At 63.8% G+C, this 23390-nt stretch carries 19 protein-coding genes; 3 read left to right on the forward strand and 16 right to left on the reverse strand.

What is annotated here, in order from left to right:
* The first annotated feature begins 86 nt into the window (after positions 1-86).
* Positions 87-647: a hypothetical protein gene (locus ACFMO5_RS00715; RefSeq protein ID WP_376790855.1), complete on the forward strand. Its 561-nt coding sequence runs from the start codon at positions 87-89 to the stop codon at positions 645-647.
* A gap of 19 nt (positions 648-666) precedes the next feature.
* Here the strand turns inward: ACFMO5_RS00715 and ACFMO5_RS00720 are convergent, their stop codons facing one another.
* The 8 genes from ACFMO5_RS00720 to ACFMO5_RS00755 all read right to left on the reverse strand — a co-directional run bounded on the left by ACFMO5_RS00720 (position 667) and on the right by ACFMO5_RS00755 (position 9787).
* Complete coding sequence (locus ACFMO5_RS00720) at positions 667-1011, reverse strand: MBL fold metallo-hydrolase (RefSeq protein WP_376790856.1); 345 nt, start codon at positions 1009-1011, stop codon at positions 667-669.
* A 173-nt stretch (positions 1012-1184) separates the two neighbouring features.
* Complete coding sequence (locus ACFMO5_RS00725; protein WP_376790857.1) at positions 1185-2051, reverse strand: class I SAM-dependent methyltransferase; 867 nt, start codon at positions 2049-2051, stop codon at positions 1185-1187.
* An 85-nt stretch (positions 2052-2136) separates the two neighbouring features.
* The gene (locus ACFMO5_RS00730; protein ID WP_376790858.1) at positions 2137-3438 is read right to left on the reverse strand and encodes a hypothetical protein; all 1302 of its coding nucleotides are present in this window, start codon (positions 3436-3438) and stop codon (positions 2137-2139) included.
* Positions 3439-3807: 369 nt separating this feature from the next.
* On the reverse strand, positions 3808-4857 hold the full coding sequence (locus ACFMO5_RS00735) for a serine hydrolase domain-containing protein (protein WP_376790859.1): 1050 nt from the start codon (positions 4855-4857) through the stop codon (positions 3808-3810).
* A gap of 730 nt (positions 4858-5587) precedes the next feature.
* Entirely contained in the window at positions 5588-6757 is a 1170-nt protein-coding gene (locus tag ACFMO5_RS00740) for a M28 family metallopeptidase (protein WP_376790860.1), read from the reverse strand.
* A gap of 149 nt (positions 6758-6906) precedes the next feature.
* Complete coding sequence (locus ACFMO5_RS00745) at positions 6907-8802, reverse strand: aldehyde ferredoxin oxidoreductase family protein (RefSeq protein WP_376790861.1); 1896 nt, start codon at positions 8800-8802, stop codon at positions 6907-6909.
* A gap of 65 nt (positions 8803-8867) precedes the next feature.
* Positions 8868-9386 carry a DUF402 domain-containing protein gene (locus ACFMO5_RS00750; RefSeq protein ID WP_376790862.1) on the reverse strand — a complete coding sequence of 173 codons (519 nt, stop codon included), beginning with the start codon at positions 9384-9386 and terminating at the stop codon, positions 8868-8870.
* A complete protein-coding gene (locus ACFMO5_RS00755; protein ID WP_376790863.1) occupies positions 9371-9787 on the reverse strand; it encodes a cyclic nucleotide-binding/CBS domain-containing protein in 417 nt (138 codons plus the stop codon). Before ACFMO5_RS00755 ends, ACFMO5_RS00750 begins: the two co-directional genes overlap by 16 nt.
* 370 nt (positions 9788-10157) lie before the next feature.
* Here ACFMO5_RS00755 and aroA point away from each other — a divergent pair, with 370 nt between their 5' ends.
* Positions 10158-11471 carry a 3-phosphoshikimate 1-carboxyvinyltransferase gene (aroA, locus tag ACFMO5_RS00760; RefSeq protein ID WP_376790864.1) on the forward strand — a complete coding sequence of 438 codons (1314 nt, stop codon included), beginning with the start codon at positions 10158-10160 and terminating at the stop codon, positions 11469-11471.
* 39 nt (positions 11472-11510) lie between these two features.
* On the opposite strand, the gene ACFMO5_RS00765 is transcribed toward aroA, so the two are convergent.
* The 5 genes from ACFMO5_RS00765 to ACFMO5_RS00785 form a co-directional block, all read right to left on the reverse strand.
* On the reverse strand, positions 11511-12482 hold the full coding sequence (locus ACFMO5_RS00765) for a diacylglycerol/lipid kinase family protein (RefSeq protein ID WP_376790865.1): 972 nt from the start codon (positions 12480-12482) through the stop codon (positions 11511-11513).
* A 131-nt stretch (positions 12483-12613) separates the two neighbouring features.
* On the reverse strand, positions 12614-14743 hold the full coding sequence (gene uvrB, locus ACFMO5_RS00770; RefSeq protein WP_376790866.1) for an excinuclease ABC subunit UvrB: 2130 nt from the start codon (positions 14741-14743) through the stop codon (positions 12614-12616).
* Between the two features lie 157 nt (positions 14744-14900).
* Positions 14901-16298 carry an adenylosuccinate lyase gene (purB, locus tag ACFMO5_RS00775; protein WP_376790867.1) on the reverse strand — a complete coding sequence of 466 codons (1398 nt, stop codon included), beginning with the start codon at positions 16296-16298 and terminating at the stop codon, positions 14901-14903.
* Between the two features lie 194 nt (positions 16299-16492).
* The gene (locus ACFMO5_RS00780; RefSeq protein WP_376790868.1) at positions 16493-17788 is read right to left on the reverse strand and encodes an adenylosuccinate synthase; all 1296 of its coding nucleotides are present in this window, start codon (positions 17786-17788) and stop codon (positions 16493-16495) included.
* A 132-nt stretch (positions 17789-17920) separates the two neighbouring features.
* Entirely contained in the window at positions 17921-18400 is a 480-nt protein-coding gene (locus ACFMO5_RS00785; RefSeq protein ID WP_376790869.1) for a polymer-forming cytoskeletal protein, read from the reverse strand.
* 389 nt (positions 18401-18789) lie between these two features.
* Between ACFMO5_RS00785 and ACFMO5_RS00790 the strand changes: the two genes are divergently transcribed.
* Positions 18790-19383, forward strand: coding sequence for a molybdenum cofactor guanylyltransferase (locus tag ACFMO5_RS00790; RefSeq protein WP_376790870.1), 594 nt, complete (start codon positions 18790-18792; stop codon positions 19381-19383).
* Between the two features lie 201 nt (positions 19384-19584).
* On the opposite strand, the gene ACFMO5_RS00795 is transcribed toward ACFMO5_RS00790, so the two are convergent.
* The 3 genes from ACFMO5_RS00795 to ACFMO5_RS00805 form a co-directional block, all read right to left on the reverse strand.
* Positions 19585-20529, reverse strand: coding sequence for an ROK family protein (locus ACFMO5_RS00795; RefSeq protein WP_376790871.1), 945 nt, complete (start codon positions 20527-20529; stop codon positions 19585-19587).
* Between the two features lie 171 nt (positions 20530-20700).
* Positions 20701-21651, reverse strand: a complete 951-nt coding sequence (locus tag ACFMO5_RS00800; protein WP_376790872.1) for a patatin-like phospholipase family protein — start codon at positions 21649-21651, stop codon at positions 20701-20703.
* Between the two features lie 39 nt (positions 21652-21690).
* Positions 21691-22836: a glycosyltransferase family 4 protein gene (locus ACFMO5_RS00805; RefSeq protein ID WP_376790873.1), complete on the reverse strand. Its 1146-nt coding sequence runs from the start codon at positions 22834-22836 to the stop codon at positions 21691-21693.
* Positions 22837-23390: the final 554 nt, after the last annotated feature.

Consider the following 23390-nt stretch of genomic DNA (forward strand, 5'->3'; position numbering starts at 1 on the left):
ACGATAGGCGGGTATGGCAAGTCGAATCCCCACCAGTAGACGGCACCGGGAGCCAGTAGAGCAAGCGCGAGGACGCCTCCCGCCCTATGGCCGCCCCAAAGCAACCAGCCTGCGATGGCCTCAAGCATGCAGACCAGGAGGAACCCGGCGAGAAGAGGGATGGTGGTTTGAAGGCCGTGGCGCTCGAAGGCGCCGCCTCCGTAAGCGGGAAAGCCAAGGACGAGCGGAATACCACGGCCAACGGAGAGATTCCTAATTGCCATGAGGCAAGGCACGCCCAGGCCGACAGCCAAGATCCAGGAGAGGATGGCCGCTACTCGGAGCGAGGCTGGGACATCCATATCGCCGCCTCCACCTTCGATCGATTTTGCGCCCTGCTGTCGAACGGCAGGAATCTGGTGACGCCGAACGGTCGGGTTCCGCCGCCTCGCGAAGCGAAGCGGCGTCGGCTGCACGCGGTGTTAGCCTGCGCCTTTGTTGTCGATAGGGGCGATGCTTTGATCAGCAAGCCGCTCACCAGACCCTGGATCATGGGTTGGCAGGTAAACCGTCGGCGTGGTCTGTGCGAACTGCCGAATCCGCTGAAGGGTTTGCCGAGCTGCCTGAGCATTGGGTGCTACACCGTCGATTTGCTAGTCAAGCATTAATCGCTGAGTGTAAGAGGCGTCACCGGCAAAGAAAATGGTCGGTGTGTAGATGTGTCATGATGACCCAGCGAACATCGTTAGGACGAATACCTAACGCTTGCAATTGTGGTCCAACCTCCTGTTCAGGGGCTAGCCATTCTTTCACTTTTTTGAAGTAGGGATGCCAAGCAGGGAAATAACCGGACTCTGTTGCTTTGGCCGTTTCGCCAATATCGATGGCGATGACCCCCACATAAATTGGTAGCGGCTCTATCCAGTGGGGATCAGTGAAGGTATTGATGAGCCCCATGAACCCTGTCCCTTTTCCCTGACGTTGGTTGGGCGGGATTGCAACCGTGCCGGTTTGAATGGCCTGGATTCGCATCACAGCACCTTTCTGCGTGGTTATCGGTGCGCCAGTCGAAGGCGATTCTTGCGCTAGCTCTTAGCTGAACGCCGGGGTGAGATGCAAGCGGGCTAATGGTCGGGTTCAGCGGCGGGCGCGCCGCGCTGTCCGCCGCAATCGGTTGGTTCGCATGCACTCACGAGCGCCCAGCGCTACGGTCGTTCGCCAGCAGCCCAGAGAAAGACATTGTCATACCGGATACTCCCGTCCGGGCGCATGTGGGCGCGGTCGGCATCAGCATACACCGCGCGAACCGCGGCCTCCCCGCTGTGCGCGATGGCCGCCTGGTGGACGCCAGCAGCGGAATGTCCGCGCCACGAGGCCTCAGCGCTCGGGAAGACGAAGGGACAGGCAACCTCGCCCTCCTCCACAACCCGCAAGCCCGCCGCTTGGAGGAGGCCCGCTAGCGCTCCCGGTTCGGACAACGCCCCTGGACGCGGCGGGGTAGCGCCGGGCGGCAGGGGCGGCATCAGCAGCGCGAGCGCCGGCATCACGTCCCTCAAGAATTCGCATTTCTCGGGCGGCCCCCAGGCAGTGACGACGACCCGCCCGCCACGCCGGGCGACGCGGACGAGCTCGCGCATGGCAGCCGCCATATCCGCCGCGAAAAAGACGCTGTTGACGGCCACGACCGCATCGAAACTGGCGTCGGCGAAGGGGAGCTCCTCCAGATCACCTTCCCGCACGTCGGCCCCGGGCAACCGTCGCCGCGCGATGGCCAGGAGCCCCGGCGAGGCGTCCAGAGCGGCGACCTGCGCGCCGCGAAAGCGGGCCAGCAGCGCTAACAGCCCCGCACCGCAACCGGCATCGAGCAGGCGCGTGCCCACGGTCACGCGGGCGGCATCGAGGGTCGCACCGAAAAGCGGCAAGCCCACCTGTTCGATGTAGGCCGCCCAGTCTTGCGCACGGGCTCCCCAGAGTTGACCTTGAATCCTTGCACTACCCATTGGTATTCCTCCTGTGCATGTTAACGGCCTCGAGCTAAGCGGCCCGGCGGAAGCGGGCAGACGCCCACTCATTCTCGCACATGCCGGGGGGCCAGGCGCCGCCCCCCGACGACCCAGCCCACGGACCAACCGGCTTCGCGTCTGCTCCTCAGAGCTGTCAGCGCGCGAAGAGCTGCCCGAGCAACTGCTGGATCCCCCAAACGGCAACCGGCAGCAAGAACGCTGCCACCAACCCGCGGACTGCACCTGGCTCCCAGGGCCACGTCGAAATCCGGCGCAATGCGACCTGTTCGGTCTCAAGGCTGGCAATAGCCTTGTAGGGATCATCCACCCCATCGACACGTTGGCCATCCAGCAGGCTATGGAGGTCCTCAGTGGCAGCCTCGAAACGAGAAGATGCTTCCGCGAGCCGTCTGCTCTTGTCGGCCGCAAGGCGGCGATGGACTCCAATCAACGGCAGAACAAAGGTCGCGGCGGCTATCGTTGCAAAGAAGAGCGAGAGTGCGACCTCAATTGGCCCCGGAACCTCGGCCCTTGATGTGGCAAACCATACATAGACGAAGAGGATGATTCCAATCCCTGTAAGCGCACCCGGGCGAGACAGGGCGTATAGGTGCTGGAGTTGATAGATGCTGATGTAGGCATGTCGGGTGTAGATCCGGCTGACAAGCGCCAATTGCTGAATCGTATGGTAGGCCAGCAGACCGGAGAGCGCGTTCCCCAAGGTCAACATTACAACCACTGAAAGTGTGGATAGCGGGCTGCCGGCGGCCCCGGATAAGTAGCCGGGAACAATCCCGTTAGCGGTAAGGAGCATATGGGCAGCGATAGCGAAGGCTGCGCCCGCAATTGTGGCGATCAGCGCGGGCCGAGGGCGAAGCGTGGTGAGTTGATAGGCCAGGCTCGCGTAGGTAGACCCGTCTTCGGGGAACTGGCGCTTCATGTTGTCAGCTGACGAAAGAAGCGGGCGGAAGGACGCCAGGGCCGAGGCGGCAGATTTGTCGATGTAGTGCATTAAGCAGAGTAGAAATGCGAAGTTGCTGGCCGTCCACACATGTAGAGCGTTGAACGTGCCGACGGGATAGGCTCCCTCTCCCCACTGGACTGCGGACCCCACGAGTCCAAATGCCGCGCCTAAGATCACGTAGTAAAGCCATGCCGGACCCGGGAGGCGATCGACCCACAGAGTAAACCTATCAAACCAGCTAGGGCCATACGGTGGCTTAAATGCCATACTTGCTGGCGGTGCGCTTGAAGCGCGCCTTCGTTGTTTCCTCATGCAGAGTCTCCCACTGGTCAAACGATTGGCGCCTAACGGCCTGCGCTTCAGCGGCGGTGGCGTGATGGGCAACACTCCTTCGCCTAAACTCAACTCGGCAGCCTCGCGGCGCATCCCCTCGGCGGCAAAGCCGCCGTCCGCCTGCAAGCGCTTGTTGGGCGCGAAGGTGACTGCGGGCAAATTGCCTCAACCGGCCCAATAGCGGTGACCGGCGCCCCGCCCCGCAGCGGAAGGACTTCGCCATCCAGCCCGCTTGCCAGCCCCCACACCCAGCCCGACCATCCCCGCGCAAGGCCGATCACGCCGAGGGGAGAGAAACGTTGGGGGCCAGTCGCGGACGGCGACGGCGGGCAAGGGGGCCAGGCCTAGCGTCCACGACCAACCGCAACCCTTCCAAGCCACACCCAGGGGCGGGCGGAGGCACAACAGCAGGCGCTTGATAAAGTTCAAACCATCTGCGCCCAGCGGTTTGCGTTACTGGCGCTGGGGCGGGCGTGGATAAAACTCCAAGGACAGGATTCTGTTGAAAGGTCTTAAGTTCTGCGCACGTTATGCCGTGCCTAGAATCGCTGCGCCGATTTCTGGTAGGGCTTCAAAAACCCATTCGTCAAATGAACGCGTTGCCAGAATCGCATAAGTTATATCCCGTGATGGGTCTGTCCATACGACGCATCCGCTGTCGCCAACATGCCCAAAAGATTCAGGGCTTGCTTCGAAAGCCGCCCAGTGTGGCTTTTTGGTGCCGCGCAATTCAGGGCCGAGACCCCATGGACAGAGCGGCCAATCGAACATACCGCCTGGCAACATTCCCGTCTGATTTTGCGTGGCTTCGGCGATTGTTTCATCGCGCAAAAATCCCGCGGGCTTCCCTCGAAAGGCGTGAATCAGCCCAAACGTGCCATCCAGATTAGTGATAAGTCCACCGAAGGGCATGGTGACTTCACTTGAAAAGGCGGAATTGACCTTTTCCGTTGGATTGCCTATATTCTCTGGCTTTTCCCATGGCACTAGAATCCTCAATACTGGGCGCGGTGGCGCATCGCCATAATAAGCCTCTATCGCAAGCGGTTCGAAAACCCAATTATGCATAGCTATCTGGAAGGGTTGATTTGTTATGTGCTCGATAATGATTGCCAGCAGGGCGTAGCCCACATTGCTGTAAATCACTTTTGTGTGGGGTGGTGCTTCGGGTTGAGTTTCGATGCAGGCCTGTTTGACTATTGGCCAGGTGAGGCTTGCAGACCAGGGTGCCTTCGTTTCATCGTACCAGTTGGGCAAGCCGCTCAAATGACACAACAGCGTGCGGATCGTTACACCTTCCACAGCTACCGAGGATTCGGGTATATATTTCGCTAACGGGTCATCGAGCGAGAGATAGCCTGCGTCGACAAGGCGCAAGATACACAATGATGTTGCCAATTTTGCGATAGAACGAACTGGGAATAAACTATCCCTTTCAAGAACAACACCATCCCGGTCGGTACCAAGCGTTAAATAATGTGGCGTACCCATCCCACGCGCCCAAGCTATTGCCATACCGGTAGCTTTATGGCGTTCCATCATCTGTTCGGCGATTTGTTGTACTAGAGTTGTTCTCATGTGCTCTCCTGCTTCATCAACGAAGGTGTTAGGCGCATCTCATGTAAAGTCGCAAACGCAGTAGGGCAAGCGGCCCAACGTCCAAGCTCAGCCGCGCCGCTTCGCGGTGTCAGCTGCAGCGCCTTGTTGGGCCGCACCCTCCCGGTCCGCACCAACAGTGCCTTCGGGGAAAAGGATTCTCGGAACCCACCACAATCGGCCGGATACTATCTTGATAGTGTGTTCTGAATCCTTCGATCTTGCCATCTTTGATTTTATTGCGGCTGATGAAAACAATTGGTTCGGACATCATTTCTCTCCTTCGCTGGAGAAAGAGGCGTTATGCTGTTCGGAGCCTGTGAGAGGAGGCGGAAGGACCCTATCCCCAAAGCTGTGTCAAAGAAAAGCGGCCGATCGATCCCATCTGGGGAAACAAAGCAGATGGAGGGGAGATACGAAGGGAAACCCCAGCCGAACGGGAAAGGATCCGAGTGCTTAGGGAGAGGCTCTGAACCCTTCGGTCCCACGAAATCGGTTTTCACTTTTTCCCAATTGATTTTATTTTATCAGAAACGCCTGAACTTGTCAAATTTCAGTTTTAAAGCTTGGATATGAGCTAGGACATGGACCGAACCAATGCCCAAAAATTATATCTAATCAAGCGAGGCCACCGGAGGAGAGGAAGGAGGAAGAACGTGCCCTTCGATCCTTAGGGGGCTCACCCGCGGTCCCTTGGGGGATCCGGCTCCATCTATGCCCGCTCAGCCATGTCATCGATCGCTTGAAGCAGCTCCCACACAAAGGCCTCCGTGCGGGCCACCACCTCCGGATCGACATTCTCATACACATCGGAGGGCTGATGCCAGTGGGGAAGGACGCCATCGGGCCGGAGGTTCACGAACGTTAGGACCCGCCAGCCCGCGCGGGCCGCGGGGGCTCCATCGGTGTATGCCCCCCGGAAATTCGGCCAGCGGTAGGCTCCCAGGTCGGGACGCTCCCGGGCGATCCGATCCGCCAGCGTCAGCAGTTCCGGGTCGCTCCGCAGGGGAAGCAGCATGGTCTCCTGGGCGAGATAGCACGGGCCGCTCCCCGGGCCGCCCAAAGTGTCCAGGACGATGAAGATCGGGCGGCCCAGATCCCGATGACGCCGGATGAAGGCGGCGGCTCCGTAAGCCCCCACTTCCTCGCAACCGGTACACAAGGCCCAGACCTCGGTATGCTGAAGGGGTTCCCGGCGCAGCCGTTCGGCCAGCGCCAGAACCATCCCCGCCCCCGTGGCGTTATCGTTGGCGCCATGGGTGTAAGGCGTGAGATCCGCTTGGATCGCCATCCCGAAGACGGCCGCCAGCAGCAGGCCCGGCAGCAACGCCGGAAGACCCCAATTCGGGTTCCCGGTCGCCGCGCCGATCAGAAACAGCCCGCCCATCCCCACGGCTCCAGGAAGCCCCAACGTCACCAGCGCCCGGTAGATCGCCAGCGCCCGAAGGGAGGAGAAGGCCCACGGGGTGCGGTGGGTATCCAGATGACCGCATAGGATCACCCGCTGGCGGACCGGCCCGGCGGGCGGGAGGACGGCATAGACGTTCTGGCTTCGTCCTTTGGGAACGAACCACCGGAGGGGATTCGGGGCGAAGGCGAGCTCCATCGCCACGCACAGGATCAGCAGGAAAAGACCCAGCGCGGCGATCCATCGGCCTCCGAGGAAGAAGACCGGGATCATCAGGAGCATCCCCCCGGTGGCGATGGCGAAGGGCCGCCAGGCCGATGTGGCGCTGACGAACGGCTCGACCCGCGGCTCCAGACCCAGCGCCCGAAACGTTTGGACAGCGTATTCCGCCGCCTCCCGCTCCCGATCGGTTGTGCTTCCCCGCGGCCCGATGATCGCCGAGAGATGCGCCGCATGCTCCATGGTCGAGGGCATTCGATGCTCCTCCCCCCTCCTTCCCTACCATCGCGAAAACGACGTGGGGAAGGAGGAGAAGCCAACTCGCTCCATGCGGTGCCCGTGCCAGGCCGCGGCGTTGGGCGCGGGCGGGCACAACGCGCCCAAAGAGCGCGATCCCAATCGGTTCACGATTCCAGCAACCATCCCAGCCCCAACTCCCGCAGTTTCTCAGGGGTGGGCACTCCTTCCCGGGTCCAGCCCGCCAACTCATAATAACGGTCCAGCGCCCGCTCCATCTCCTCCCGATCCAAGGCCATGCCAGCAGTGGGGCCGGTTCCTACAAGGGCTTTGAAGAATTTCTTCGGAAGCTGATCCGCCCGGCGATCCAGGCCCTCCCGGGCGTTGAACCACCGCAACATGTTCAGGCGGCGCTCCCCGATGCGCAAGAGCTCCTCAAGGGTGAAATCCCCCCACCCGGTCACCGCGCGGACCGTTTTCACCGTCTCCTCGGGCCCATAGAGCGTCCATGCCGGACCGTACACAAACTGGCACAGCCCGGCGGAATCCAGGAACGAGTAAAAGAGCTGGGTCAGGTAGGCAAAGCGGATCTTTTCCTCCCCCAGGCTATACTGGGGCTGCGGCTGGGTGAGGCCCAGCAGCGCCAAGCGCTGGAGATAAAGGTCCGAGGCCCCCTCTTCATACATCGGATCGTGCTCGCTGGATTGATGGTCTGCGCCGAAGGGGTTGACCGCGTAGATCAGCCCGAGGGAGCGCTTGGCGTGGGGCATGTGGGCGGGGGCTTCCTGGTTCTTCACCGTGATTAAGAACTCATGGCCCTTCCCCAGCCGGTCGGCCGCCCGGGCGGAGCCCTCCGCCAGGATATCGCCGATCCCCTCCCTCCGGAGGATCATCTCCAGGATCCGCAACATCGCTTCCGCGTCGCCGAATCGAAGCGGGAAACCGATCTCGGCCTCCGTGAGGACCCCTCGCTCGAAGCATTCCATCGCCCAGGCGATGGTCGCCCCGCATGAGATCGTATCCACCCCATATTGGTTGCACAGCTGGTTCGCCAAGGCGATGGCGTTCAAGTCACCGACGCCACAGTAGGAACCAAAGGTGGCGATGGTCTCGTATTCCGGCCCGCCGTAGAACGGATCCACTCGGCGTCCGTTCCACTCCGTCTCCACCACCCGTTTGCAGCGAACCACACAGGCGTAGCACGTGTCGCGTTCCTTCAGAATGGTCTCCGCCATGCGTTCGCCGGTGATCTTCTCGAACTCATCGAACTGTCCGGCGATGTAGTTATAAGTCGGCAGGGTGCCCGCCATCTGCTGCCAGGCCACCACGCTGGCCGTGCCGTAAAGGGCCAGGCCCTGGACATCGGGGTTCTGATCGACATGGCGGGCTCCCCAGCCGGCCAGCTCCATCAGGGCCTGCGGGTCGGCGAGGTTCACCTTTCGACGGCCCCGGACGGCGATGGCCTTCAGGTTCTTCGAGCCCATCACCGCGCCCATGCCGGTGCGGCCGTTCGCCCGATTGGACATGTTCATAATGGCCGCGAAGCGGACCTGACGTTCGCCGGCTGGGCCGACCTGGGCAACCTCGATCTGATCGTCGCCCAGCTCCTCCTGAAGCATCCGCTCGACCTCGCCCGTGATCCGGCCCCATAAATGCGAGGCATCCCGCAGCTCAACCTCGCCATCGTGGATCCACAGGTAAACCGGCTTCGGCGCCCGGCCGCGGATCACGATGCCGTCGAAGCCTGCATATTTCAGCTCCGCGGGAAAGAAGCCCCCGCTTTGGGAATCCCCAATGGCGCCGGTGAGGGGGGATTTGGCGTTGGCCATCAGGCGGGATTGGCCGGAGATCGGGGCGCCGGTCAGCGGGCTAATGAAGAGGGTGAGGACATTGCGGGGATCGAAGGGGTCGATACCCGGAGGCATCTCTCTCAGGATGTAGTAAAGCCCCATGGCGCTGCCGCCCATATAGGTTCGGTAAAACGATTCCGGAGGCGTCTCCACCCACAGGCGGCCCTCGGTGAGATCCACATGAAGAACGCGGCCAGCATATCCGTAACCCATGGCCCCCTCCTGAAGGATAAAGTGTTTAGGGGCGCGGGGGCCGCCTTCGGCGGCCTCCCCCACCCCTAACATCCCCCTGGAAGTTGATGAAACGGAGGCTCGCGCCGGTGAATCCTCTCTAGAAGCTCTTGCAGCGCGGATCGGGCGGCCGAATACGCCGCCGGATCCCGTTCCCGCAGCCCCAGCGCCTCAAATTCCTCCTCATCCAGAACGAGGACCTCGCCTGCCGGGGTCACGAAGAGATCCAGCGCGAGATCACGGATCTCAACCTCGCATTCCGAGATCCGAGGAGGGTAAATGATATCGCAATACCAGCCCTTCAGCCGATCATCCGAATGGTGGTGGATCTCATAGATCACGAACCAGCGATCCCGAAAGAAATACTCCACGAAGCGATCCGCCGGCTCCAGGATGGCATACCCCAGATCCAAAGCGGGACGTTCCCAGTAAGCCTCCAGGATGAGGCCTTCGGGGGAAACCTGGAGCAGGCGCCCCGCGTAAGTCACCCGGAGTGCCCCATCGGGGGTGAGCCGCCGCACCTGGATCCGAGAACCGGTCCCCGCCTCGCTCAATCCGGACCCCACCCGCGTTCCTCCACCGCCTGGAAGATATCCGTGTCGCTCACAATACCGACCGGCTTCCCATCCTTCATGACGACCGCCCGCCGGATATTGGCGTCCAGCATGATCAGAGAGCATTGGCGGATGGTCGTGTCCGGCGAAACCGTGATCAGCGGTGCGCTCATCAGATCCCGGACCTTCAATCCCTTCAGGGGCCGATCGGCCGCGACCACCTTTTTCAGGATGTCCCGCTTGGTCATGATCCCCCACGTCCCATGAGGGCCCTCCGGCTCCACCACCACGCTGGAGATGCCCTTCTGGACCATCAGGTGCAATGCTTCCTCTACCGGCATATCCGGTGGAACGGTTACCACCGGCGAGGTCATGATCTCGGCCACTGTATACGGCTTGGGTTTGTGCTCCATCCCCACCCCCTCAGGGAGAAAAACTTGACCCTCACTGATTAGGCCAGGCCCTTCCGAACCTGTAAAACCTCGGGCGCTGGCTCTCGAAGGCAAGCTGATGTCCAAGGTGCCCGCCCGCCATCGAAAGCGATCGGGAGGTCCGCCGCGGGCTCTAATAGAATTATGGCTTATTTGAAGAGAGTCTGAGAAATGGATCGCAGACCGCCCAACCCCGATAGGACACCCCTTGTGGGTGCCCCCACGGAATGGCGCGAAGGCCGCCCCTACATCAAAATGCAAATACCTCCCCTCGGGGCACTGCCCGGGTGCTAAAATGGGAGGCAGCGGCGAAGGCTGCCCGTTCTCCATCTCTCCTCAAGCAGGAGCGCCTATGCGTTTACGGGTGCGACCCTCCACTCGCTTGCGCGGCACGATCTCCGTTCCGGGGGACAAGTCGATTTCCCACCGGGCCTTAATGTTCGCCGCCCTCGCGGATGGGGTTTCCGGCCTTCATGGCTGGCTGCCAGCAGCCGACTGTGAGGCAACCCTGCGTTGCATCCGCGCCCTGGGGATCCAGGTGGAACGCCCCGCACCCGATCAGCTGATCGTCCACGGAGGTGGTTTGAGGGGCCTTCAACCCGCACCTGGCCCTTTGAACTGCGGCGGCTCCGGGACCACGATGCGGCTTCTGATGGGGATCCTGGCGGGGTTCCCCTTCCCCAGCACGCTGGTGGGGAACCCGCAGCTCTCCCGACGTCCGATGGAGCGGGTCGCCCAACCCTTGCGTCAGATGGGCGCCGAGGTGATCACCACGGAGGGCCATGCGCCGGTTTATGTGCGGGGAGGGGCGCTGCAGGGCATCCGCTATGAACTCCCGGTGGCGAGCGCCCAGGTGAAATCAGCCCTCCTGCTGGCCGGGCTTTATGCGGATCGCCCGACGACGGTGATCGAGCCGGCGCCCGCCCGCGACCACACCGAGCGCCTGCTGGGCGCCATGGGGGCCTCCCTGGAGCGAGACGGAGGCTCCATCACGATCCATCCGGCGCAGCGGCTGCTCCCCATCTCCCTCAACATCCCGGGCGATCCCTCCTCGGCGGCGTTCCTGATCGCGGCGGCGCTGGTGATCCCGGGCTCGGAGGTGGAGATCCTCAACGTCCTCCTGAATCCCACCCGCCTGGGGTGGGTGGAAGCATGGCAGGCGATGGGCGCGCCGATCCGGGTGCGCCCGGAAGGCGAAACCGGTGGGGAGCCCGTGGGGCGCCTAAGCGCGATCGCCGCCTCTCGCCTGCAAGCCGTCGAAGTCTCCGGCCCCCTGGTCCCCCGCATGATCGACGAGTTCCCAATTTTCGCCGTGGTCGCGACCCAGGCCGAGGGCCTCACCCAGGTTCGCGACGCAGCCGAGCTGCGGGTGAAAGAAAGCGATCGCATCGCCGCGCTGGCCGAGGAGCTCCGGCGCATGGGCGCCCGGATCGAGGAACGCCCGGATGGTTTCGCCATCCATGGACCGACCCCGCTGCGCGGCGCGGTGGTCCACAGCCGCGGGGATCACCGCCTCGCGATGGCCCTGGCCGTCGCTGGGCTGATCGCCCAAGGGGAAACGATCGTTGAGGATGCGGCGTGCATCAGCGACAGCTTCCCCGGTTTTGTGGAGACCATGCAGGCCCTCGGCGCAGAGATAGAGCTCCGTTCAGAGGACGTGGAGTAGCGCTCCTTCCATTTTTGTTTCTCGGATGGAGGGGGCGCTTCAGCGCTCGTTTCCCTTAGCGGGAGAAGCAGCCTGAAACAGATCCGCTGGGGCCGTTGGGGGGACCAGGACCCGAAGCGAGTGAGGGACGATCTCAAAAACCATGGGGGTGTAGCCGATAGGCTCCCCATCCACCTGAACCGGGACAACGGGACGGGTTTCAACGACGACGCGACGCCCGACAAAGAACTTAACCGCCGGATCCTGCAAGTGGCGTCCGCCGAACACATTGAAGAAATGCCGGACCGCCCACGGCAACCCCATCCCCCGGAACACGCAAATGTTGAGATAGCCATCGTCCAGCACCGCCTGTGGGGCGATGCGGACCAGCCCCCCATAGAGCTGGGCATTGGCCACCAGGACCACCAGGGTGCGCCCCTTCACCCGACGACGGCCATCGACGATCACCGTGGCTCGCATGGCCGGGAAATCCTTAGCGATCATGGCCGCAGCGATCAAGTAAGCGATCGCGCCCAGGCGTTTCGTGTTCCGGGTGCGGGGTTCCATGTGCCGCGCAACTTGCGCATCCAGCCCGATGCCCGCCCACAGGAGGAAATAACGGCCGTTCGCCCGCCCGACATCGATCACATGCTCCCGGGCGGCTTCCAGCAAATGGGCGGCGATCTGGATCCGAAGCGGATGAACCAAGGGGTAAACCGGAAGGCCCAGCTGTCGGGCCCAGACGTTGCCGGTCCCGATGGGCAGAACGCCCAGGGCGGCGGGCATCCCCACCAGCCCGTTGGCGACCTCGTTGACCGTGCCATCCCCGCCCGCAGCGATCACCCAGTCGAACCCCTCCAGGGCGGCCTCGTGGGCGAAGTCGGTGGCCATCCCCGGGCCTTCCGTCACCCGCATGAGGACAGACCACCCTCGCTCCTCCCATCTGTGAGCCACCGCCTGGATCTCCCGCAGCATATCCCGCGGGCCGGCAGCTGGATTATAGATAATCATCACTTGCTTGGAACGCCCCATGGTCGCTGCTTCGCACGAGTGATCCAACGGGAATCAGACGAACATTCCAACCGCCAGACCAGGGGAAGAGCAGATCAGCGAGCAAGGCAATGGCCCAAAGAGGCAGGCCGGATCCCTCCCGTGGGGTCGATTCACCTCCGATGGGAAGAGCGACCTCGTCGTCGCCCCGAGGGGGAGGCTGGCCTCGCTGGAACGGCCTCCCCCTCTTCCAGCGCTTCTTCCACAATCGGCTCCAGCTCGACCAACCGGCGGAGCCGCGCTTCCGGCGGGGTCTCCGCCAGCTCGATCATTCGAAGCTGCTCCCGCAGCTCGAAAATCTGATCTCGCAAGGCGGCGGCCTTCTCAAACTCGAGGGCCTGGGCGGCCCGCTTCATCTCCTTCTCCAGGGCGCGGATCAGGCGCTGGAGCTCATCCTTCGGCATCGCCGGCGGCCGTCCGGGCGTCCCCGCTTCCTCCGCCACCATCTCCCGAACCCGATCGGTGAGATCCCGCACCGCCTTGACGATCGAGCGCGGCTCGATCCCATGGGCCCGGTTGTAGGCCTCCTGGATCGCCCGGCGCCGGTTGGTCTCTTCGATGGCCCGACGCATGGACTCCGTGATCGTATCGGCGTAGAGGATGGCCGTCCCGTTCACATGGCGGGCGGCCCGTCCGATGGTCTGGATCAACGCCGTCTCGCTCCGCAGGAAGCCTTCCTTGTCCGCATCCAGCACCGCCACCAGCGAGACCTCCGGAAGGTCCAGCCCCTCCCGCAACAGGTTGATCCCCACCACCACATCGTAGACCCCTAACCGCAGATCCCGAAGGATCTCCACGCGCTCCAGGGTCTCGATATCGGCATGGAGATAGTGGGTGCGGATCCCCATTTCGTTCAGGTAGTCTGCCAGCTCCTCCGCCAGGCGCTTGGTGAGGGTGGTCACCAGCGCCCGCTCGCCCCGGGCGACGCGCCGGCGGATCTCGCCGACGAGATCCTCGATTTGGCCCTTGGTCGGCCGGACCTCCACCACCGGGTCCAAGATGCCCGTCGGGCGGATCAATTGTTCCACAACCTGCTCCGATTTCTCTAGCTCATAAGGCCCTGGGGTGGCAGACATGAAGATCACCTGGCGGACCCGCTGCTCGAATTCCTCGAAGGTGAGCGGGCGGTTATCGAGGGCCGAAGGGAGCCGGAAGCCGTATTCCACCAGTGTTTCCTTCCGAGAGCGATCACCGTGATACATCCCCCGAAGCTGAGGGATCGTCATGTGGGACTCATCGATCACCACCAGGAAATCGTCGGGGAAGTAATCCAGCAGGGTCCAAGGGGGCTCCCCCGGTGCCCGCCCGTCCAGATGGCGGGAGTAGTTCTCGATGCCGTGGCAGTACCCGACCTCGCGGAGCATCTCCAGGTCATAGAGGGTGCGCTGGCGCAGGCGCTCCGCCTCCAGGAGCTTGCCCTGGGCCCGCAGCTCCTCCAGCCGCTCGTGGAGCTCCTGTTCGATCGCTTCGATGGCCCGGCGCAGCTTCTCCTCGGGGGTCACGAAGTGCTTGGCGGGGTAGATTTCCACTTGTTCATGTAAGCGAAGGACCTCCCCAGTGAGGGGATCGAACTCCACCAGGCGGTCGATCTCATCCCCCCAGAACTCGATTCGTAAGGCGGTGTCCTGATAGGCGGGAAAGACATCGACGGTATCCCCGCGCACCCGGAAGGTCCCCCGGCGGAAATCCACATCGTTGCGGGTGTACTGGATGTCCACGAGGTGGCGCAACAGGTTATCGCGGCGGCGGACCTGGCCGCGTTGCAGGCGGATGACCACCTGGCCCCAGTCATGAGGGTTACCGATCCCGTAGATACAGGAGACGGAGGCCACGATGATGACGTCCCGCCGGGTGAACAGGGCCTGGGTGGCCGCCAGGCGCAGGCGCTCGATCTCCTCGTTGATGCTGGTCTCCTTCTCGATGTAGGTGTCCGTCTGGGGGATGTAGGCCTCCGGCTGGTAGTAATCGTAATAGCTGACGAAATATTCCACCGCGTTGTGGGGGAAGAACTCGCGGAACTCCGCGTAGAGCTGCGCGGCCAACGTCTTGTTATGGCTGATGACCAAGGTGGGCTTCTGGACCTGGGCGATGACATGGGCGATGGTGAAGGTCTTCCCCGTACCGGTGGCCCCCAGCAGCGTTTGATAGCGATAGCCCTTGCGGAGGCCATCCACCAGCTTCTCGATGGCCTGGGGTTGATCCCCGGTGGGCTCAAACGGCGCAACCAGCTGGAAACGCTCCATCGCGCTCCTAATTTGAGGTTCCGCTGAGGCGTTCGGATGCCTGATCACCAATAACCCGGCCCTCCAACCCCCATCGGGATTATATCGCCCCCGCAGGGGGCCTACAAGGGAAGGCATCGGTAGGGGGAGGCCTTGCGCCTGCCCTCATCGGGCGCCCCTACCGGGCCGTGATCCTTCGGATCTCCAGGGCCATCGCCCGCGCCCGCTCGGGGGCGTCGCCGATATGCCGGTGGACCTCCAGCAGGCTTTGAAGGGTTTCGGGGGGGACCCACCGGGTGACCTCCGGATCGCCCGCGAGGCGCTCCGGTAAGGGATTAGGGGCGCCGGATCGGACAGCCTCCCATGCGGCCATCGCGTGCTCCCGAAGGCGGGCATGGAGCGCTTGACGATCGGCGCCGGCCCGGGCCGCCATCATCATGATCGGCTCCAGGGCGGCGAAGGGGGCGTAACGCTCCAGGTTCCGCCGCAGCGCCTCCTCGTGGATCTCTAAGCCCCGTAGGATCCGCAGCGCCAGGCGGAGGATCTCGTCGGCGGCCAGGAAAGCTTCCGGCAGCACGATGCGTCGGATCGCCGAGTCATCCAAAGTGCGCTCCAGGAGGGAGTGGGCAGCGGTCTCCCACAGCATCAGGGGCAACGCCCCGAGGTAACGGGCGAGGGCGTTGATCCGCTCGGCGAGGACCGGGTTGCGCTTGAAGGGCATGGCGGAGGAGCCCACCTGGCGGAGGCCGAAGGGCTCCGACCACTCGCCGAAGGGCGGGGACTGGAGCAGGCGCAGGTCGAAGGCCAGCTTGTAGAGCGAGAGCCCTAAACTGGCCAGGGCGTTCAGAACCCGCCAATCCTGCTTGCGAGGATAGATCTGGCCGGCCACCGGGAAGGCCTCCAGGCCCAGTTCCGCCATCGCCCGCGCCTCCATCTCCGCTGCAGAGCACCCGCTCCCATCCAGCAACACCGCGTAAGAAGCCCGGGTGCCCACCGCCCCTTTGAAACCCTTCCCGCGAACGGCCGCCCGGCACCGGGCGATCTCCTCCCAATCCTCGAGCAGATCTTGGGCGTAGAGGGCCAGGCGATAGCCCACCGTGGTCGGCTCCGCCGGCTGGAGATGGGTCCAGGCCATGCAAGGGACATCGGCCCAGCGCTCGATGGCTTCCGCCAGGGCATGCAGGACTTCGCGCAGGCGCTCCTGGATCAAGCCCAGGGCCTCCCGCAGACGAATGGCATCCGCGTTGTCCTCAATATCTGCCGATGTGGCGCCCAGGTGGAGCACAGGGCCGCCTTGCGGCGCCTGCTCCGCGAATGTCAACAGCTCGGCCATGAGATCGTGGCCGATCTCGGCCTCGATCTGCTCCGCGCGCTCCAATCGGATTTCCTCCGCGTGGGCCTCCAGGTCCATCAGCTGCTCTGGACGAACCAGGCCCGCGGCCATCTGGGCCCGCGCCAGCGCAATCCACACCCGCCGCCACAACCAACGGCGATGGGCCTCCGACCAGATCCGCCGCATCTCCGCGCTGCCATAGCGCCAGGTGAAAGGAGAGAGGTAGGTCTCGTGGGTGAACATCTCTATCTCCCTCCGCAGAGAGCCCGAGCGCTCATAAAGGGGATCCCATACGAACGATGCGCATCCCATTTTGTTTTTGGGGCGCGCAATGGGAAAGACCGATGACCCCGGCCCAGCCCCCGAAAACCCCAAATTTAAAAAACGGGCAAAGCACTAAGAGCGGACCTGGCGCCGGCCCCTTTGGGTGCCCCTCATCAGCCGGATCGTCCGTCCACCGCGAGGATCTGATCCCGCCCCGGGCCGACGGATATGTAGCGCACGGGGGCGCCGGCCAGCTCCGATAGGCGGCGGAGATAGGCTCGCGCGGCCTCGGGGAGCTCCTGCCAGGAGCGGGCGGCGGAGGTAGGACCTGCCCACCCCGGCAGGCGCTCATAGACCGGGGTCACATGTTCGAGCACTGGGGTGTTCGGGACATGAGTGAGGATCGTTCCGGAGGGCAGGCGATAGCCGACGCAGAGCTGGATTTCCTCCAGCCCGTCCAGCACATCCAGTTTGGTCACCGCCAGAGCGGTGAAGCCGTTCAACCATGCCGCGTGCCGCAGGGCCACACCGTCCGGCCAGCCGCACCGGCGAGGGCGGCCGGTCGTCGCCCCGAACTCCCAGCCCTCCCGCGGCCCGCCCCGGCGCAAGCGCTCCGCCAGTTCCCCGTGAACCTCTGTGATCAATGGGCCCTCGCCGACGGCGGTGGCGAAGGCCTTCACCACCCCGATCACCTCCCGGATGGCCTGGGGAGGGATCCCGGCCCCTACAGCGGCGTAGCCAGCTAGCGTGTTCGAAGACGTCACATACGGATAGATGCCCCAATCCAGATCCCGCATCGCCCCCAGCTGACCTTCCAGGAGGATGCGCGCGTCCCGTCGGAGGGCATCCTGAAGCAAGGGGATTGTGTCCACAATCCGGTCTTTCAACTGCTCCCGCCACGCCTCGCAGCGGGCGATCAGCTCCTCCAGGGAGGGCGGCTCTCCGCCCAACGCCGCGATGCGCGCGGAGATCGCTGTATGGGCCTGCCGTAGACGCTGGTGGAGCCAATCCCGATACAGCAAGTCGCCCATACGCAGTCCGATGCGGGCCGCTTTGTCGCTGTAGGCCGGGCCGATCCCACGGCGGGTGGTGCCGAGAGGTCGATCGCCCCGGCCCCGTTCCTCCAGCTCGTCCCGCTGCCGGTGATAGGGGAAGACCAGGTGGGCGCGGTCGGAGATCCACACCCGGGACGTATCCACCCCGGCGGCCTCCAGCTCTGCCAGCTCCTGGAGCAACGTATCCGGATTCACCACCGTTCCCGCGCCGATGATGCATGCCGTTCCGGGGTGGAAGACACCTGACGGCACCAAATGAAGGCGGAAGGTTCCATGTTCGTTGACCACCGTGTGGCCCGCGTTGTCCCCGCCTTGCACGCGCATCACGATCTCCGCCTCTTGGCTCAGGTAATCGACGATGTGGCCCTTCCCCTCATCGCCCCATAACGCACCCACTACGGCAACCACGGGCATCGCTTTCCCTCCTGCGAAGGCGATCCCATCGTCGGCGCTTGTTCATAGCGTTCAGAGGAAAAGGGGGTCGGGAACCCGAGGGTGCCTCAATGGCCTGCCGCCAGATCCCCAACGTGCCTTTCGATGAGCCATCTACGCCTCTTGCGTATCCTCGCGGGGGCGGACATCGATCACCTGACCTGTCCGCTCCGCCCCCTCGGAACGAGGGGGCTCCAGCATCGGGAATTCAGGCTCAGCCCCCGGCATGACCGACTGGCCTCGGAAGTAACCTCCCTCATCGATGACCAAGGAACCTGCATTGATCTCGCCCCACACCTTCCCATTTGAGAGGATCTCCACGCGACCGGAGGCATGGATTTTCCCGATCAACATGCCCGCCACCGAGACATTGGTGGCCCGCACCTCTGCCCGGATCCGAGCGTTTTCGCCAATAATGAGGTTCCCACTGATCTCCATCGAGCCCTCGAAGATCCCCTCCACGCGAATGGTTCCATCTCCCTGAAGAACGCCTTTGACCACACACGTGGGGCCTAACACCGTCTCCACCGGCATGCCCGGGCTTGCTGGCTTGGGCGCCGCTGGTGTCTTCTCTGGCTTCGATCGTCCAAACATCGTTCCCCTCCTCACAAGCGGATATACTCTACTATAGAGAAAACCATGCCGACCTGTCAAAGGGTGGCCACCTTTTCCGTAGGGCGATCGGTTTCTTCGTGGTGGGCGGGCCGCCTTCGGTGGTCCGCCCACCACGAAGAAAAAACGACCATTATCGGATGGAATGGCCGCCTCTCATAGGATCCCAAATCCGGCACCGTTTCGTGGCCTGAGGAGGGATGCGCGTGCTTGGGATCATTGCTGTGCCGGTAATCCATGGGCGCCCTTTCTTCGTTAGACGCAAGGAGGCATCCCAGATGGGCGGCGCTTCGAAAGCGCCCCGGCCCTCGGGATGTTGGGCCTCCCACAAGTGCAGCATTCCAGGGAGCTGAAGGAAGAAGGAGGGCGCTATGTATAGTGTGGCGATCCTTGCCGGCGGCCAGAGCCGCCGGATGGGACGGAACAAAGCCTTTCTGGAATGGAAGGGGCGCCCTTTGATCGTGGATCTCATCGAGCGGTTCCATCAGATCTCCGATGATGTCCTCCTGATCGCCCCGAACGTCGAGCCCTTCCAGGATCTCCCCGTCCGACTCATCTTAGATCCCTCGCCTCCCGTCGGCCCGTTAGGCGGGTTGTGGTCCGGGCTGTTGGGCGCCCGCTACGAGTGGGTTTTCGCCACGGCCTGCGATATGCCTTTGGTCGATCCGCGGGTGGTCCAGTGGCTGTTCGACCAGCGAGCGGGCGCCGACGCCGTCGTCTTGATCGATGAACAGGGACGCCCCGAGCCGCTGCATGCGATGTACCGGGTTTCCTGCCTCAACGCGATCGCTTCCGCGATGGCCTGTCAGCAACGGGCGGTGATCGCCTTCTACCCGGCCGTGCGGGTGCGCTACATCCCACCCTCGGACTGGCGGGCCATCGACCCGGAGGGTCGGTCCTGGCGCAATATCAACACCCCGGAGGAGTGGGAAAAGCTCCAACGGGAACTGCAAAAGGGGGAATAAAAGCCACAGCGGCCCTAACGCTTGATCCGCTTTGGGGATCAGTGGGGTGGCGCTTCTTCCATCTTTGCGTTTGTGTACGCAATGGGGAAGACGAGATGACCCCTCCCCGCGCCCCTTTGGGCTGCGGGGAGGGGGGAGAAACAACCCTTTGGGGGCTGGGGCCGCTGAAGGCGGCTCGTATCCTGCGAAGCAAATCACATCTCAAAGGGCCTTGGAGAGGGGGAGGCGCATCTGGGCGTAAGCCAACGCCCCCAGTACCCCCACATCATCCCCCAAAGCGGCTCGGACAATGGGCGTGATGTAATCGGAGGTCATCGCGCGATCTCGTGCATATGCGCGGATCTTTTCCAGAAACCAATCCCCGGTCTTCATCACCCCGCCGCCCAGGATGATCAAGGTGGGGTTAAAGATGTGCCAGAAGCTGGCGATCCCCACCCCCAAGTAGAACGCGGCCCGATCCATGATGACGGCCGCCACCGGATCCCCCTGGGTGGCGGCCTCGGCGACGTCCGCCGCCGTGACCGCGGAGGGATCCGGCCATGGAACCGGCTCCCCACGGGCCCATGCCTCCCGGGCCATCCGGGCGATGGCGGTTCCGGAGGCCAAAGCCTCCAGGCACCCGGTTCGCCCACATCCGCAACGCGGGCCCTCTCGAGCCTCCAGGACGATATGGCCCAGTTCCGCCCCTAACCCATGGGCGCCTTCGAGCAACACACCGTGGGTGATCACCCCGCCGCCGATGCCGGTGCTGATCGTCAAATACACCAGATGCTCGTGGCCACGGCCCGCCCCATATTTCCACTCCCCCAGGGCGGCCAGGTTCGCATCGTTGCCCACGAAGCATGGCACGCGAAATCGTTCTCGGAGCCGATCCGCCAGAGGGACGTTCTCCCAGCCCAGGTTGGGAGCGGTGAGCACGACCCCTGTTTGCGGATCCAGGGGACCGGGAGCGCCCACCCCAATGGCCTCCACGGGCTCCTCATCGGTCCAGACCGCTTCGATGGCCCCGATGATGCGGGCGATCACCGCCTCGACCCCCTCCTCAGGCCGTGTCGGGGTCTGCGCGCGAGCGAGGATCCGTCCATCCTCAGCGCATCGGGCCGCTCGGATGTTCGTTCCTCCCAGATCCACGGCGATGTAAGCCATGCGACCCTCCTTCCGTTGAGCATGGATAGGCGAGCGCTTCATCCGTTGGGGGCGAGGGCCGCCGAGGGCGCCCCTCAGCCCTAAAAGGCGCGCAAGGAGCCGGCGAGGCGTCTTGCCAAAACAGGGCGTTTGCACCCGCACCCCCACGAACCGACTCGTGAACAGTCTCCCCTACCCTTTCGGCGCGGTCATCTGGAGAAGCCGCCGACGGCGTGGAGGGGTGTAGCAGCGGCCACCGCCGGGGACGGCCTGAGCGGCCAGGACCCGGATCCCTTCGGCGGTCGCCTCGCAGACCTGGTTCGGCCGGGGATCGTCCAGATAACGCCGCATCGCCTCATAGCCCGCTTCCAACATCTGCTCCGTCTTCGAGAAATCCAGAAACGAGATCTCGCGAAAGGCGGTCAGGCAAACATGATGAACCGTCACAGGGGATTGCAGCGCATCGTACAGATCGTCCAGGGTTTGTTCGCTCAATGTGGTCTGATAAGCGGTCATTGCGATCTCCGCCAGCCCGCGCCGCGGCGGAAGAACCTGCGGGCTGAAGCTGAGGTCCAGCACGTAAAGCTCCTCCGCGCCCTTCTCGACGGCGATCGTGATCGGCACGACCGCCACGACCCCGCCGTCGACCAGCTGCATGTTCCGAAAGCGCACCGGGGGGTGAATCACCGGGACGCTGGCGCTGGCCAGGACCGCCTCCAGCAGCGGCGCGGAGGGATCTTCCCCGAAGAGGATGAGGCGCTGCGTGCGCAGGTCCGCGGCGGTGACATAGCATGGCCGCTGAAGATCCCCGAAGGTGCGAACGCCCGGAGGGAGATGGGCCTCCAGAACCCGGCGCAGCCCGGATCCGCTGAACAGGCTGTCCTGATGCGTCAGGAGACGCCAGAGGATCGTGAGGAGGTTGCCGGGGTAGATATCGGCGCGGCGGACGCGACGCCAGGCGGCCGCCAGACGCTCCACACCGCCCAACGTCGGATCCACGGCGAAGGCCACCGCGTTGATGGCCCCGGCCGAGGTGCCCACCAGGAAGTCCGGCTCGACCCCGCGCTCCAACAGCGCCCGCAGCGCGCCCACCTGAAGCGGGCCCCGGTTGCCGCCACCGCTCAACACGAACGCGCGTCGCATCATAAGGGATCTCCTCTCCTCATCATCGCGCCTCAACCCTCAATGGGCAAGGAGCGCTTCCACGATTTCGCCCCACCGCCGGGCCGCTGCCTCCCAAGTGAATTGGCGCGCCCGCTCCAAGCCCGCCGCCCGCAAGGCGGATCGACGCTCGGGATCGGTCAACACCACGCGAAGACCCCGCGCGATCTCTTCCACCGACTCGGGGTCCACCTGAACCCCCGCCTCGCCCACCACCTCCGGCAGCGATGAGGTCCGCGAAACCACCACGGGGGCTCCACAGGCCATCGCCTCCAGGGCCGGCAGGCCGAAGCCTTCATACCGGGAGACCAAAACGAAGGCCGTAGCCATGGAATACAACACCGGCAGATCTTCATCGGCCACGAAGCCCAGCCGGTGGATCCGCTCCGCCATCCCGGAGCGCCGGATGGCCTCGAAGGTGCTCTCGGCCTTCCAACCTTCCTCGCCGACGATGACCAAGTGGCCCTCCGGGAAAACCCCCTCGCGGACCAAGGCCACAAAGGCCTCAATCAGACGCGGGTAGTTCTTGCGCGGCTGCACCGTCCCGACGGTGAGCAGAAACGGCCACGATCCCAGCCCGTAACGGGCCCGAACCCGTGCCTGTTCCTCCGGATCCTCGATGGGGCGGAAGCGCGGATCGACGCCGCTGTAGAGCACCGTGATCCGCTCCGGGGAGACCCCCCAGAGGCGGATGAGATCCCGTCGGGTGGATTCCGAATCCGCCAGGATGTGGGTGGCCCGGCGCACCGCACGGGGGACGTTCCGCCGCAGATAGGCCACCAGGGGCTCCGGCAGGGTTTCCGGCATGATCTCGAAGGAAAGATCGTGGACGGTCAGCAGCGTCCGCCGCCCGGGCAGCGTCGGCGGGAGCAGGAAATCCGGGGAATACACCAGATCCGCCGGCCCTGTGAGCGCCTCCAAAGGGAACGGAACGCGCAAGCGGTGCCAGAGCCAGACCATGCCCCGCTCCGGCAGGGGGGTCGCCCGCAGGCGTACGTGCGGGGCATCCGCCCACGTCGGGGGGAAGCGGACCGGTCCCGCATAGAACAGGGTGTAGCGGTGCTGGGGAAACGCCTTCAGCACCGCACGGGTCAGCTCCCGAGCGTAGCGCCCGATCCCCGCCCCCTGTCGCACCGCGGCCGTGATGTCAATGACGATGCGCGCCATGCCGCTTGACCCTGCCGTGGTTAAGGATTTTGACAGATGCAAGGTAATGCCCAAACCTCTTACATCAATCGCCGGGCCTATCTCCAGAACACATCCTCTGCTCTCCCAACAGCTCGCACATCACTAGGAACATCAGAGGGTAATATACATCATAGAGCTCCCGGGGGGCAGCCAACTTTCTCTTTGGCCGTCCGAATTTTAAGGATCCGCGATCCTCATGCAACGGCGATTTAGATTACCATGGTCGGCAATTGGAAAGAACGGGCGCTTCGATGCCCGTTATAGACATTAGGGGGAGGATGAGCCTCCCTGGGCCGGATGGCCTGCGAAAGGCGCTCCCCCCCATCTGACGCCCAAGGGAACCGAAGGCTCATACCCCGTGTTCACAAACATTAAACGGGCGCCCAAGCGCCCTACATGCGCACAAAAGCCATGTTCGTAGTAGGGCGCTTCAGTGCCCGTCCCAAGCGCCGGACAAAGAGCAGTTCCCCACCCGCCAGGTAGCGCGTGAAAGGCCATTCTCGCCATCAGACGCCAGAGGAAACCGAAGAACC

Origin of the sequence: Thermoflexus sp. (assembly GCF_042408365.1) — a bacterium.
Taxonomy (GTDB): Bacteria; Chloroflexota; Anaerolineae; order Thermoflexales; family Thermoflexaceae; genus Thermoflexus.